The 13362-nt window shown below is 62.0% G+C and carries 11 protein-coding genes; 5 read left to right on the top strand and 6 right to left on the bottom strand.

Going from position 1 to position 13362, the window contains the following annotated elements:
• Positions 1-712: 712 nt before the first annotated feature.
• Positions 713-2785, bottom strand: a complete 2073-nt coding sequence (locus CEJ45_RS08900) for a TonB-dependent receptor family protein (RefSeq protein ID WP_241517313.1) — start codon at positions 2783-2785, stop codon at positions 713-715.
• A 424-nt stretch (positions 2786-3209) separates the two neighbouring features.
• On the opposite strand from CEJ45_RS08900, the gene groES reads away from it, so the two are divergent.
• Positions 3210-3500: a co-chaperone GroES gene (gene groES, locus CEJ45_RS08895; protein WP_008115200.1), complete on the top strand. Its 291-nt coding sequence runs from the start codon at positions 3210-3212 to the stop codon at positions 3498-3500.
• 143 nt (positions 3501-3643) lie between these two features.
• Positions 3644-5293 carry a chaperonin GroEL gene (gene groL, locus CEJ45_RS08890; RefSeq protein WP_088754787.1) on the top strand — a complete coding sequence of 550 codons (1650 nt, stop codon included), beginning with the start codon at positions 3644-3646 and terminating at the stop codon, positions 5291-5293.
• Positions 5294-5544: 251 nt separating this feature from the next.
• Here groL and CEJ45_RS08885 read toward each other — a convergent pair whose 3' ends face one another.
• From CEJ45_RS08885 to CEJ45_RS08875, 3 genes are all read right to left on the bottom strand, one after another.
• On the bottom strand, positions 5545-6798 hold the full coding sequence (locus CEJ45_RS08885) for a porin (protein WP_088754786.1): 1254 nt from the start codon (positions 6796-6798) through the stop codon (positions 5545-5547).
• Between the two features lie 226 nt (positions 6799-7024).
• On the bottom strand, positions 7025-7282 hold the full coding sequence (locus tag CEJ45_RS08880) for a type II toxin-antitoxin system YoeB family toxin (RefSeq protein WP_158214911.1): 258 nt from the start codon (positions 7280-7282) through the stop codon (positions 7025-7027).
• A complete protein-coding gene (locus CEJ45_RS08875; RefSeq protein ID WP_088754784.1) occupies positions 7279-7521 on the bottom strand; it encodes a type II toxin-antitoxin system Phd/YefM family antitoxin in 243 nt (80 codons plus the stop codon). The genes CEJ45_RS08880 and CEJ45_RS08875 overlap by 4 nt, the downstream gene beginning before the upstream one ends.
• Positions 7522-7960: 439 nt before the next feature.
• On the opposite strand from CEJ45_RS08875, the gene CEJ45_RS08870 reads away from it, so the two are divergent.
• From CEJ45_RS08870 to CEJ45_RS08860, 3 genes are all read left to right on the top strand, one after another.
• A complete protein-coding gene (locus CEJ45_RS08870) occupies positions 7961-8998 on the top strand; it encodes a methionine ABC transporter ATP-binding protein (RefSeq protein ID WP_088754783.1) in 1038 nt (345 codons plus the stop codon).
• Positions 8988-9641, top strand: coding sequence for a methionine ABC transporter permease (locus CEJ45_RS08865; protein ID WP_034333917.1), 654 nt, complete (start codon positions 8988-8990; stop codon positions 9639-9641). Before CEJ45_RS08870 ends, CEJ45_RS08865 begins: the two co-directional genes overlap by 11 nt.
• 63 nt (positions 9642-9704) lie before the next feature.
• Positions 9705-10502, top strand: coding sequence for a MetQ/NlpA family ABC transporter substrate-binding protein (locus CEJ45_RS08860; protein ID WP_088754782.1), 798 nt, complete (start codon positions 9705-9707; stop codon positions 10500-10502).
• A gap of 163 nt (positions 10503-10665) precedes the next feature.
• Here CEJ45_RS08860 and ylqF read toward each other — a convergent pair whose 3' ends face one another.
• Positions 10666-11622, bottom strand: a complete 957-nt coding sequence (ylqF, locus tag CEJ45_RS08855; RefSeq protein WP_088754781.1) for a ribosome biogenesis GTPase YlqF — start codon at positions 11620-11622, stop codon at positions 10666-10668.
• Positions 11623-11762: 140 nt separating this feature from the next.
• A complete protein-coding gene (locus CEJ45_RS08850) occupies positions 11763-13193 on the bottom strand; it encodes an MFS transporter (RefSeq protein ID WP_241517312.1) in 1431 nt (476 codons plus the stop codon).
• Positions 13194-13362: the final 169 nt, after the last annotated feature.

Genomic DNA, 13362 nt, shown 5'->3' with positions numbered 1-13362 from the left:
TAAAGCTGGTTTGAGGTGGCCGTCAGTTGCAGTTATTCCTGGCCGAGAATCGGCTGGAATGCTGGTCGGGCCGGTTTCAAATGCAGGTCACTACACCTATTACTTCCAATGAAAGATTGAAAACGCAGTTCGTTGTGCCATTTGTTATGTGTGCTGACCGAACCTGACCACCGTGTGGACGGCAACCCGGTCGGAAAACACCGCAGCGCCTCCCAGTCGCTGACCGGTTCTTGCTTGCGGACTCTGCTACAGCAAAAAACGAGCCATGCCTGTGGGCATCGCGACTCGGGCGCTTTCCCGCCGCTCATCGCCGCTAAAAAAGGGACGGAGCCACAGCAGGCAAGCGGCCCGGTCAAAGCCCCAGGCCAGGCGGGGCCGTTCCTCCAATGCACTGCCCCGCCGGGCAGAATACACCGTAATGGTGCGGCTGGGAGAGCGAGTTCCATGCCAACGCTGCGCTTCATTCATATCGCACGTTTTATGCACTTTTTTGAATCAGGATGCGAAGGAGCGCACCAATAAGGGCGGGGAAACAGAAGAAAACTGCAGTTGTAACGAGGCTGGCCCGGGGAGCCAGCCTCATTTTTACGAGGAAATTCCCGCAATGCGAGAATTTTTCTTCACCTGCCCCCGGATGCGGGGCCAGCCTTGTGGAAGGAGCAGGTGAACGACGGGAGCGGTAATTGACGAGCGATTTCGCTCAGCCCGAAGCTCAGAATGCGTAACGCCCCTGCACATAGATCGTCCGCGGCGCGCCGACCAGTTTGCCCAGATTGCCATCGACGGTACGAGTGAAGTAGCGCCGGTCCATCAGGTTGTTGACGCCCGCGGTGAGGTCCAGCCCCTTCTTGCCCGGCACCTTCCAGCTCGCCTGCGCATTCCACAGACGCACGCCGGGGATTTCCCCGATGCTGCCGTCGGCGCTTTCGGCGAGGGTGTTGGCTTCATCGGCAAACTGCCGGCCCTGGTGCGTCGTCGACAGGTTCAGGGCCCAGGGACCGGATTGCAGGCGCACCCCGAGCGTATCGGTCGTGCGGGCGTAGAACGGCAAGTCCTTGCCCGGATTGCTGCCCGACTTCTGCAGCGCCCGCGTGTAGGTGTAGTTGGCGAAGACCGACCAGCCTTTCAGGGGGCTGTCCTGGTCGAAGGCATAGTCCATCGCCAGCTCGACGCCATCATGCTGGGTCCTGCCGATGTTGCGGAAGACGTTGGGCATCGTCCCCTGCACCGACACGATCTGGTTGTCAAAATTGATGTGGAACATCGTCGCCTCGGCCGAGGCCTGCTCACTCTTCCACCGCACGCCCCCTTCCATCGTCCGGGCCAGTTCGGGCGACAGCGGATGGGCGGAGGACATGGTGTTGAGCTGCGAATTCTGCACCACGCCGAACGAGGTGTTGTAGTTGCTGAACAGGGTCAGCTGCTCGGTAAGCAGGTAGGCGAGGTTGATCGAGGGCAGGAGCTTGTCGTTGGCCACCTCGTAGGGTGTCTTCTTGCCCGTTTCGTAGCGGCTCGATTGCACCTGTTCGAAACGCAGGCCCGGCGTGATGCGCCATTTGCCCAAAGCGATCTTGTCGTCGATGTAGGCGGCATGGGCATCGGTGCTGTTCTGGAACCGGGTGAATCCGCTCAACACGCCGGTGCGGACCGCTTCGTTGTAGATATTGTCGTCCCCGCGCTCGCGGATGGTGCGGTAGCCGACGGTGACATCATGCGTGGTGCTGCCCCAAGCGAAGCGCTGCGTGTAGCGGGGCTCGATGCCCAGCGTTTCGTAGTTGCGCGGCTGATGCGACAGGCGCACGCCGGTCGCGTTGATCAAGCTGCTCTGGCGGGTCGCCTGGTTGAAGTAGGTGCGGACCTCCAGCTCCTGATGGTCCGACAAGGTATTGAGGTAGCCGACGTCGAAGCCTTTGCGGGTACCGCTCCAGTTGTCGCGCAAGCGGGTATTCTGGAACGGATCGGCGGCGTACTGTGCGGTGCTCAGGCCGCCCGGGGTGCGGCTCATCACGTCGTAGTAATTGAGCTTGGCATAGAGCTCGGCACTCGCTGAAATTTCGTAGCGCATCTTCAGCGCAAAATCGTTGAGATGCTCGTCGCTCTTGTCGCGCCATCCGCTGCCGTCCTGGCCCGAGTAGAGGAAGGCCATGCCCAGTCCATTGTCGCCCTGGCCACCGGCGAAGGCGGTGTACTGTGCATTGCCGCCGCCCTTGCCGTAGCTGTTGTAGCGCACGGAAGCATCCCCCGAAATACCCTCGCTTGCCGGAATGGAGCGCGTCTTGAAATTGATGATGCCGCCCACGTTCTGCGGGCCGAAACGCACTGCACCGCCACCACGGATGACGTCGATCGATTCGATGTTGTTCAGGCTCAGTGGTGCGAACGAAAGTTGGGGCTGGCCGTAGGGTGCCACCGACAAGGGAATGCCATCGAGCAGGACGGTCGAGCGTGGCGAAAAGCGCCCGGTCAGGCCGCGCACCCCGATATTCAAGGAAATAGCGCTGCCGGACGTACCGGCGCTGTCACTGGACTGCACGCCCGGAATGCGGCGCATCACTTCGCCGATGCTGATGGCGCCGGTGCTGTCGATGTCCTGCTTCCTGACCACGGTGCGGGCGCCGGGATAGGTCTTCACGCTGCTCTCCAGCCCGGTGCCGAGCCAGTCGCTGCTGACCTGGATCGGCTCCAGCGCGGCCTGCCCGGCGGGCGCGGCGGACTGTTGCGCCACGCTTGGCAAGTGGAAACCGAGCATCACCAGCGAAACCAGGGTGGAGGTGGCGATACTCATATCGCGTGCAGGGTTGAAAGGGGCCTGATTGGTCTTCATTATTTTTCGGTCCAATAAAAATACTGGCGAACCTCCGCCGTTCATTGCTTATAAAAAAAGGCTCTTCCGGACTGATCCAAAAGAGCCGCAATAATAATGATTCGCATTCTATTTTTTACGAATTCCGAGGCGTGCCTGTGTTTTTCTCCATTGACCTCGAATATTTTTGAGTGCCGGTGCGCAGCCCCGGCACGGAAACACGCCAATTGACGCCTTGAAAATTCCCCAACCCGTCCCTATACTTAGCACTCGTCACGGCAGAGTGCTAACAGCGCCGCCGGGCGCAATCCCCTTTTTCATGCGGTGACGTCTGCTGCATTTGGAAGAAAACCGTTGCAGGCATCGCCGCAATCAATGCTAACTTATTGAAAATTAAGGAGTTCTCATGAATCTTCGCCCTTTGCACGATCGCGTTATCGTCAAGCGCCTCGACCAGGAAACCAAGACTGCTTCCGGTATCGTTCTGCCTGACGCAGCGACCGAAAAGCCGGACCAAGGCGAAGTCCTGGCCGTCGGCAACGGCAAGATCCTGGAAGATGGCAAGGTCCGTCAACTGGCCGTGAAGGTCGGCGACCGCGTTCTGTTCGGCAAGTACTCCGGCCAGGCCGTGAAGATCGATGGCCAGGAACTGCTGGTCATGCGCGAAGAAGACCTGTTCGCCGTCGTCGAGAAGTAATTCGGCATCCGGCCTTCCTTTTCCTTCTATATAGATAGAGAAAACGTGAAGGCCATCGGCAACAAGACAGCAGCCGGCGCTCCCTGAAACTTCAGGCCCGAGCCCGGCGACATGAACTGAACCGAATTTCTGGAGAATCCAACATGGCAGCAAAGCAAGTTATTTTCGGCGATGAAGCACGCGCCAAGGTCGTCAACGGCGTCAACATCCTGGCCAACGCAGTCAAGGTCACCCTGGGTCCCAAGGGCCGCAACGTCGTGCTGGAGCGCAGCTTCGGCGCCCCGACCGTGACCAAGGACGGCGTTTCCGTCGCCAAGGAAATCGAACTGAAGGACAAGCTGGAAAACATGGGTGCCCAGCTGGTCAAGGAAGTCGCTTCCAAGACCTCCGACAACGCCGGTGACGGTACCACCACCGCAACCGTGCTGGCCCAGGCCATCGTGCGCGAAGGCTTCAAGTACGTCGCCGCCGGCTTCAACCCGACCGACCTGAAGCGCGGTATCGACAAGGCTGTCACCGCCATCGTCGGTGAAGTGAAGAACCTGGCCAAGCCCACCACCACCTCCAAGGAAATCGCTCAAGTCGGCTCGATCTCGGCCAACTCCGACGCGGACATCGGCGACATCATCGCCAAGGCCATGGAAAAGGTCGGCAAGGAAGGCGTCATCACCGTCGAAGACGGCAAGTCGCTGGAAAACGAACTGGACATCGTCGAAGGTATGCAATTCGACCGCGGCTACCTGTCGCCGTACTTCATCAACAACCAAGAGAAGCAGATCGTCGCCCTGGACAATCCCTTCATCCTGCTGTTCGACAAGAAGATCTCCAACATCCGTGACCTGCTGCCGGTGCTGGAACAAGTCGCCAAGGCTGGCCGTCCGCTGCTGATCGTGGCTGAAGACGTCGAAGGCGAAGCCCTGGCGACCCTGGTGGTCAACAACATCCGTGGCATCCTGAAGACCGCTGCCGTCAAGGCTCCTGGCTTCGGCGACCGCCGCAAGGCCATGCTGGAAGACATCGCCATCCTGACCGGCGGCCAAGTGATCGCTGAAGAAGTCGGCCTGACCCTGGAAAAGGCTACCCTGGCTGAACTGGGCCAAGCCAAGCGCGTTGAAATCGGCAAGGAAAACACCACCATCATCGACGGCAACGGCGAAGCCGCTGGCATCGAAGCACGCGTGGCAATGATCCGCACCCAGATCGGCGAAGCGACCTCCGACTACGACCGTGAAAAGCTGCAAGAGCGCGTGGCCAAGCTGGCTGGCGGTGTTGCACTGATCAAGGTTGGCGCTGCCACCGAAGTCGAAATGAAGGAAAAGAAGGCCCGCGTCGAAGACGCCCTGCACGCTACCCGTGCTGCTGTTGAAGAAGGCGTCGTGCCTGGCGGTGGCGTTGCCCTGCTGCGCGCTCGCGCCAACGTCAAGGACCTGAAGGGCGACAACGCCGACCAGGAAGCCGGTATCAAGATCGTGCTGCGCGCCATCGAAGAGCCGCTGCGCCAGATCGTCTTCAACGCCGGCGATGAGCCGTCGGTGGTGGTGAACAAGGTGCTGGAAGGTTCGGGCAACTTCGGCTACAACGCCTCCAACGGCACCTACGGTGACCTGGTGGAACTGGGCGTGCTGGATCCGGCCAAGGTGACCCGTTCGGCCCTGCAGAACGCTGCCTCCGTGGCCAGCCTGATCCTGACCACCGACGCCCTGGTGGCCGAAGTGGCGGACGACAAGCCGGCCGGCATGCCTGGCGGCATGGGTGGTATGGGCGGCATGGGCGGCATGGACGGCATGATGTAATTTGCCTTCCGGCCCCAGGGCATGCATCGCATGGCCTGGGCTGCAAGAAAAAACCCGCATCAGCGATGATGCGGGTTTTTTGTTGGGCGGCGATCGCAGCGGATCTGGCATGCAAAGCCTCCCTGCCAGCGCGCGCAGCCGAGTCTACCGGGCATCAACCGGACAAAGTTTTCTGTATAAAAAAAGACCCGCATCCTTGCAGATGCGGGCCAAAACATCGGGCCCCCACGAGCCCGATGCAGTGCCAGAACTTAGAAGCTGTGGATCAGGCCGGCGTTGATGCCGGTCTGGCTGCGATCACTACCCGGCACACGGTCGCTGGCCAGGCCAACGCTGTACATGTCGGACGAGCGCAGGTTGCGCACGACGGCGTAGGTGGAAGTGCGCTTGGACAACTCGTACTTGGCGCCCAGGTTGACCTGCAGCAGACGGCCGTCGGCGCTGCGTGCGAACTTGGCGCGGGTGTACTGCAGGCTGCTGATCAGCGACAGGGCCGGCGAGACCTGGTAGTGCACGCCGAAGTCCAGCGTGCTGCTGGACTCGTTGTTGTAGCCACCAATGACGAAGTCGCCGTCGCTTGGCATGCTGTAGAGAGGCGTATCACGACGGTCCTTGGGATGTGCCAGCGCAGCGAAACTGTAGTTGTGCTTCGGATTGTCGGCGATTTCCGAGGGCACCTTGGCCAACGGCAGCTTCACGCGCGAGTAGGAGCCATAGACCCGGGCCGGTCCGAACTGGTAAGCGGCCGCCAGGGTCCAGGTCTTCAGGCAAGTGTCGCCCGCCTTGTCGCCGATCTTGTCCTTGCCCATGGCCATCACTGCGCCGTTGCAAGCTGCCGCGCCGTTGACGTCGCTGGCGGACTTGCCGCCCATCTTGCTCTGGAAGTAGCCCAGGCCGATGTTCAGCGGACCGTTGGCGTAGGTACCGCCCAAGCCGAAGGATTGGCCGGCGCCGGTGCTGCCAGGCTCCTCGCCGAAGCCATAGATGACGCTACCGGTGAAGCCGTTGAAGTTCGGGGTGTTGTAGCGGATGGAGTTGTTGACGCGCTCGCCGTTGGTGCGATCCAGGTTCAGCGAGTGAACCCGGCTGACCACGCCACCGAAGTCGCCCGGGGAGGTGATGCTGCCCACGTCGTCCAGCACGTCTTTCTGGCGGCCCGCCAGGATGGTACCGAAGTTGCCCGACAGGCCAACGGTGGCCTGTCGGCCCCACAGCACACCCTTCTGGCCCGCCTCGCCGGTATCGAGGTTGAAACCGTTCTCGATGGTGAACAGCGCCTTGATGCCGCCGCCCAGGTCTTCCACGCCCTTCACGCCCAGGCGCGAACCCTTCATCAGGCCGGAATCGAGAGCCATCTGGCCGCCCGTATCCTTGCCGCCAGTGGAGATCTTGTTGGTGTAGGACAAGCTGGCATCGACCGCACCGTAGATGGTCACGCTGCTCTGCGCGTGCGCCGCGCCGCCGAAGGCCGCCAGCACGGCCAGTGCCAGGATGGACTTTTTCATAGAGTACTCCGTAGTGGTTTGATTGCTGTTGATTGAAGGGCGGTACCGCTGCACGGCGAGCGGGACGCCCCGACTTCCCAAAGAAAGATCAAGAAGTCACGGCAAATCTAAACCGACTTTATTTCTTCAAAAGCCTCATTCTTTGAAATGCACCGCTTTATGAGATTATTATGTCGCTTTATAGCAACCAATGTCGCGCATATTGGTCAGGCTGCCGGCCCGGTCCTCAGTAGTGAAAACGACACTGGTGAATCACCACCCGGCCCGCCACGCGTTCAATGACGAGCCGGTGCTCGCCCTGCAGGCGCACCGCGTAAAGACCCGGCAAGCGCAGGGGCAAGCCCACCTGGCGGGCGGGGGGAATGCAAGCACCGTCACGCAGGCGGCGTATCAAATGAAGCAATTCGCGCGCAACGCGGCGGTCGTGGCAGCGCCACCAGGCCAGGTCCTCGCGCGCCAGGGGAGACATCCACACCGGTGTCATGGTGTGTCCCTGATCGGCAGCAGGTCGGCACGCAACTGCAGCAGGCTGCATAGCAGGCGTTCGGCATTGAGGTCGTTGCCCAGCAGGTGCAGGGCTTCCTGCACGCCGCGCCAGACCGGTTCGCGTACCAGCACCAGGTTGTCGGCGCCGGCTCGGGTGAGGATGACTTCGTCGATATCGGCCAGCTCCAGCAGCGCGTCGAGGCGCTCTGCCAGGTCAGTGACGGGAAAGGCATACATGGGAAGGATTCCGGGGAGGGGGTCCGGCGCGCTGCAGCAGTTGCAGCAGTTGCAGCACGCCGGACAAAAAACTCAGGAAGATAAGCCCTGGCACTGCCACTGGCCCCGTTCAAAGCAAAAATGAAGTCGACGACAAAACTTATTCGACAACTTTCTCGCGCAACATCGAGACCCACGCGCCGCGCCGCCCCCTCCCCACACCGCCAACCCGGCCGCAAAGCCAATGCACAAGCGGCTTCCCGCCGCCTGCTAAGACGCGCCAGTTATATGCATAGACGAAAATTTATTTTCCCCATATAACCGTGCCGCCTTAAAATAGCGGCTTCTTATAAAAATATTGATGGCAGTGGAGACCTGAGGTCCTGACCCGCCCGCAGCGTCCCACGATGCCGCGCTGGCACTGGCACCCGGGGGCCCGCTGCCATTCTTCTTTTCCATCATGATCGAAATACAAGCTGTCACCCAGCGGTTCGGCAATGTCGAAGCGGTGCGCAATGTCGATTTGTCGATCCGCAAGGGCGAGATCTTCGGCATCATCGGCCGCAGCGGCGCTGGCAAGAGCACGCTGGTGCGTACCCTGAACCTGCTGAACCGCCCCACCTCCGGGCGCATCGTCCTGGATGGCCAGGACCTGACCTCGCTGTCCTCGTCCCAGCTGCGCGAAGCGCGCCGTGGCATCGGCATGATCTTCCAGCACTTCAACCTGCTCTCCTCGCGCAGCGTCTACGACAACATCGCGCTGCCGCTGGAACTGGCCGGCAAGAGCAAGTCGGAGATCGCGGCCAAGGTCGAACCCCTGCTGGAACTGGTCGGCCTGACCGCCCTGCGCGATCGCTATCCGGCGCAGATCTCCGGCGGCCAGAAGCAGCGCGTGGGCATCGCCCGCGCCCTGGCCAACGATCCCAAGGTCCTGCTCTCGGACGAAGCCACCTCGGCGCTGGACCCGGAAACCACCCGCTCCATCCTCGAACTGCTGCGCAAGATCAACAAGGAACTGGGCCTGACCATCGTGCTGATCACGCACCAGATGGAAGTCATCAAGCAGATCTGCGACCGCGTGGCCGTGATGGAAGCCGGCCAGGTGATCGAACAGGGCGAAGTGCTGGACGTGTTCCGCCAGCCGCGCCATGAAGTCACCCGCGCGCTGATCGGCGACGTCATTGCCCACGAGCTGCCCAAGGGCGTGCTGGCCCGCCTGCGCGAGCGCCTGGCGCGTGCCGACGCCGGCCAGGGCACGGACCACCTGTTCCGCTTCGCCTTCACCGGCAACGATGTGGACCAGCCGCACCTGTCGGAAGCGGTGCGCCGCTTCAACCTGAATTTCAACATCCTGCACGGCCAGATCGACGAGATCCAGGGCCAGGCTTTCGGCTCGCTGGCGATCCTCGCCAACGGCACCCAGGACAACATCAACCAAGCCATGCAATACCTGCGCGAGCAGGGCGTGGTCGTCGAGGAGCTCAACCATGTCATCTGAACTGATCGATCTGTTCGTCAGCTCCTTCGGCGAGACGCTGATGATGGTGGTGATTTCGGGCGTAGTCGGCTCGCTCCTGGGCATCCCGCTCGGCATCGCCCTGCACATCACCGAATCCAAGGGCGTGCTGCCCAATGTCGCCTTCAACCGCATTGCCGGCCTGCTGGTCAATGCGGTGCGCTCGACGCCCTTCATCATCCTGCTGGTGGCGGTGATCCCGATGACGCGCTTTTTCGTCGGCACCTCCATCGGCACCGCCGCGGCCATCGTGCCGCTGACCATCGCCGCCGCGCCCTTCATTGCGCGGCTGGTCGAGACCGCCCTGCGCGAAGTCGATCACGGCCTGGTCGAAGCGGCGCAAGCCATGGGCGCCACCACCTGGCAAATCATTTACAAGGTCTTGGTGCCTGAAGCATTTGCTGGTATCGTCGCCGGTCTCACGATCACCTTCGTCAGCCTGGTCGGTTATTCGGCCATGGCCGGTGCGATCGGTGGCGGCGGCCTGGGCGACCTGGGCATCCGCTACGGCTACCAGCGCTTCCTGCCGGAAGTGATGCTGGCCGTGGTGCTGATCCTGATCGTGTTCGTCCAGCTGGTGCAATCCCTGGGAGACCTGCTGGTCCGCAAGCTCAGCCACCGCTGAACACTGCAATTCATAAAAAACGGCAGCGATCCGCTGCCCACCTCAAAGCTCGAAAGGAAAGTCATGAAGCGTCGTCAGTTGATTCAATTCATCGCAGGCCTGGGCCTGGCCGCCGGCCTGGTGTCTGCCCCGGCCATGGCCGAAGACCAGATCAAGATGGGCGTGACCGCCGGTCCCCACGCCGAGATCATGGAACAGGTCAAGAAGCTGCTGGAAAAAGACGGCGTGCAGATGAAGGTCATCGAATTCACCGACTACATCCAGCCCAACGCGGCCCTCTCGGCCGGCGACCTGGACGCCAACTCCTACCAGCACCAGCCCTACCTGGATGCGCAGATCAAGGACCGCGGCTACAAGTTCGTCAGCGTGGGCAGCACCATCACCTTCCCGATGGGCGTGTACTCCAAGAAGATCAAGTCGCTCAACGACCTGAAACAAGGTGCGCGCGTGGGCGTGCCCAACGATCCGACCAACGGTGGCCGCGCCCTGCTGGTGCTGCAAGCCAAGGGCGTGATCAAGCTCAAGGCCGATGCCGGCCTGAAGGCAACCCCGCTGGACATCGTCGAGAACCCCAAGAAGATCAAGATCGTCGAACTGGATGCCGCCCAATTGCCGCGTTCGCTGGATGACTTCGACGCTGCCGTCATCAACGGCAACTACGCTGAATCGGCCGGCCTGTCGCCGACCAAGGATGCGATTGCCGTGGAAGCCTCCACCGGTCCCTACGCCAACGTGATCGCCGTGCGTATCGCCGACAAGGACAAGCCTTGGGTCGCCAAGCTGGTCAAGGCCTACCACAGCCCGGAAGTGAAGAAGTTCGTGCTGGAAAAGTACAAGGGTTCCGTGATCACCTCCTGGTAATCCGCCACCCCGCACTTGCCTGTATCAACGAAAAGGCCAGCTCATCGAGCTGGCCTTTTTTCATTGGACGGGAATCTGCGGCTTGCCGGTGATCCCCAAAAAACTTAGTTTTTGCAATCCGCTTTCTAAGTTTTCCGGAAAGCAAAACTTAGATAACTCAGATTCAACGCCCCCGGTGATCCGGGGCGTCTCGCCAGTCATAGTCCTCGTCGTCTTCCTCTTCATCCTCGGCCTGCAGGGCATCGGGATTGTCGGTGGACCGATAGGTTGCCAGCAGTTCGGCACGCGATTGCGGGGTCTCCAGCGAGATGCGGCCCAGTGCGCCGCTGCGGTAATCCTGCAGGAAGGTGTGCGCAGCCTTCTCGAAATCGTACTCGCCGCCCTTGAGGCGGAAGCCGCGCTTGGCCGCCACCCCCTCCACCACGGCCACGCCATCCATGCCGTCGGTATTGAAGCCATAGCGCGCCTTGAGCAGCTGCGGATAGCGCTGCAGCAGCAGGTCCGCCAGGAAGGTCGCCACTTCCTCTTCGATGAGTGCATTGCTGCCCACCGCATGGCTGGCCGCCAGCATCAGGCCATCGCTGGGATGCTCGATCTTGGGCCAGAGCATGCCGGGGGTGTCGGTGAGCACCATGTTGTTGCCCAGGTAGAGACGCTGCTGGGTCTTGGTCACGGCCGGTTCATCACCGACGGCGGCCACGCGCTTTTTCAGCAGCGCATTCATCAGGGTCGACTTGCCCACGTTGGGGATGCCCATGATCATCATGCGCAGCGGCTTCAAGGCAGTACCGCGATGCGGTGCCACCTGCATGGCCAGCTTGGGCACGCGCGCCACATCGGAGGGCTTCTTGCAGGACAGGGCCACGGCCGTGACGCCCTTCTGGCTGTTGTAGTAGTCGATCCAGGCTTGGGTAGCCACCGGGTCGGCCATGTCGGTCTTGTTGAGGATCTTCAGGCAAGGGCGCTGGCGTGCATTGCGCAGCTGCTCGATCATGGGATTGCAACTGGCCTGCGGCAGGCGGGCATCGACCACTTCGATGACCATATCGACTTTTTCCATGCTCTCCGCGGCCTTGCGGCGGGCGGAGTTCATGTGACCGGGGAACCATTGGATGGACATGCGGGGCTTCTTTCTGATGCGTATTTCGTTGAAGGCGCTATTTTACGGCCCTGCCCCGCCAATCCCTAACAAATCCCCAAGAAAACGGCCTGCCGCGCGCAAGTCGGGGCAGGCCGTTGGACGGGGAACAACACCCGCACTCACGCGCGGCGCGTCACCCATTGCTCCTTGACAACACCCACGAAGCGCCATACCAGCCACAAGGCGATGCCATAAGCCAGGGCCATCCCCCCGAAGGCCAGCGGATTGCGCAGGCTCCAACCCTCCACGCTGTGCAGGATCGCGCCCATCAGGGCCACCCCGACCAGGGCGCCGATCTGGCGATTGGCATTGAGGGCCGCTGCCGCACTGTTGGCGTGGGCCTTGCCGGCCACCTGCATGACCACGGTGGTCATGGAAGGAATGGCGGTACTGATGCCCAGGTTGGCCGCCGCGCACACCAGGGCCAGCAGCCAGTACGGTGTCTCGGGCCGGAAACTCATGGCTACGGCGGTAAAGACGGTCCCCACCGACAGGCCCAGCAGCAGCGGCACGCGCGGCCCCCAGTGCGCGGCCATGCGGCCTGACATCAGGTTGCCGAAGAAGACCACGGCCATCATCGGCACCAGTTGCAGCCCGGTCTGCAGGGCATCCGCGCCGCGCCCCTGCTGCAGGAACAGCGCCAGGTAGAACAGGTTGCCATAGACGCCGAAGTTGATGAGGAAGCCAATGCCATTGGCCGCCGCAAACTGCGGTGTAGCAAACAGCGCCTTGGGCAACAGCGGCGCAATGCCGCGCAGTTCATGGCGCACCAGCGCCACGGCGGCCAGCACCGCCACCGCCAGCGCAATGAGGATGCGCGGCGACGCCCAGCCATATACCGGCCCCTGGATCAGCACGAAGGACAGACCCGCCAGCATCACCACTCCGGCCAGATGGCTGAACAGGTGCAGCGCGCGGGCGTGTCCGGCGACCTGGGGAATGAGCTTGCGCGCCATCAGCAAACCCAGCAGGCCGACCGGCACGTTGATGAGGAACACGCTGCGCCAGCCCAGCCAGTGGATCAGCACGCCGCCCAGCAGCGGTCCGGCAGCCGCGGCCAGGCCGACGGTCGCCGACCAGACGCCCAGCATGCGGGCGCGCACGCGGTCATCCTCATAGACGTGCGTGAGCAGGCTCAGCGAACTGGGCATGAAGAAGGCCGCGCCCAAGCCCTGCAGCAGGCGTGCTGCGATCAGGAAGGGGCCGTTGGGTGCCGCCCCGCACAGCAACGAGGCCAGCACGAACAGGAACAGCCCGGCCAGGTACAGCCGGCGTGCACCGAAGCGGTCGGCCAGCGCGCCACCCACCAGCAGCATGGCAGCAAAGGTCAGCGTGTAGCCGTCGACGATCCACACCAGCATGGACAAGGGCGCATCCAGGCTGGTGGAGATGTTGGACAGCCCGACGTTGACCACCGTCACGTCCAGCATGGCCATGACGAAACCGATGGCCAGCGCCACCAGGGGCAGCATGCCGGCGCGCGGCGCGGCATCGGCAAGGGGAGGCGCCAGCACCGGGGCTGGCGCACGAGGGCATTGTGTGGAAGACATGGCAAGAGGACTTTCTGCACGCAGGGTGCGAGGGAAAACCGCAAACCCGCGACCGGAAAAGGCCGGGGCGGGGTTGAATGGGGCAGATTCTAGGCTTGGGCAGTGATGCAATAAAGAGGTATAAAATCAGCGCGATGATGCAAATTTGCATCACGCCCTTCCCTCACTT

This window comes from Herbaspirillum aquaticum (genome assembly GCF_002213425.1).
Taxonomy (GTDB): Bacteria; Pseudomonadota; Gammaproteobacteria; order Burkholderiales; family Burkholderiaceae_D; genus Herbaspirillum; species Herbaspirillum aquaticum.
Note: the sequence above shows the minus strand (reverse complement) of the source record. Positions and strands in the feature narration are given on the sequence as shown.

Bases quoted from the DNA above. Each gene is read 5' to 3' on its own strand.
- CEJ45_RS08900 (WP_241517313.1), bottom strand. From the start codon at position 2,785: ATGAGTATCGCCACCTCCACCCTGGTTTCGCTGGTGATGCTCGGTTTC.
- groES (WP_008115200.1), top strand. From the start codon at position 3,210: ATGAATCTTCGCCCTTTGCACGATCGCGTTATCGTCAAGCGCCTCGAC.
- groL (WP_088754787.1), top strand. From the start codon at position 3,644: ATGGCAGCAAAGCAAGTTATTTTCGGCGATGAAGCACGCGCCAAGGTC.
- CEJ45_RS08885 (WP_088754786.1), bottom strand. From the start codon at position 6,798: ATGAAAAAGTCCATCCTGGCACTGGCCGTGCTGGCGGCCTTCGGCGGC.
- CEJ45_RS08880 (WP_158214911.1), bottom strand. From the start codon at position 7,282: ATGACACCGGTGTGGATGTCTCCCCTGGCGCGCGAGGACCTGGCCTGG.
- CEJ45_RS08875 (WP_088754784.1), bottom strand. From the start codon at position 7,521: ATGTATGCCTTTCCCGTCACTGACCTGGCAGAGCGCCTCGACGCGCTG.
- CEJ45_RS08870 (WP_088754783.1), top strand. From the start codon at position 7,961: ATGATCGAAATACAAGCTGTCACCCAGCGGTTCGGCAATGTCGAAGCG.
- CEJ45_RS08865 (WP_034333917.1), top strand. From the start codon at position 8,988: ATGTCATCTGAACTGATCGATCTGTTCGTCAGCTCCTTCGGCGAGACG.
- CEJ45_RS08860 (WP_088754782.1), top strand. From the start codon at position 9,705: ATGAAGCGTCGTCAGTTGATTCAATTCATCGCAGGCCTGGGCCTGGCC.
- ylqF (WP_088754781.1), bottom strand. From the start codon at position 11,622: ATGTCCATCCAATGGTTCCCCGGTCACATGAACTCCGCCCGCCGCAAG.
- CEJ45_RS08850 (WP_241517312.1), bottom strand. From the start codon at position 13,193: ATGTCTTCCACACAATGCCCTCGTGCGCCAGCCCCGGTGCTGGCGCCT.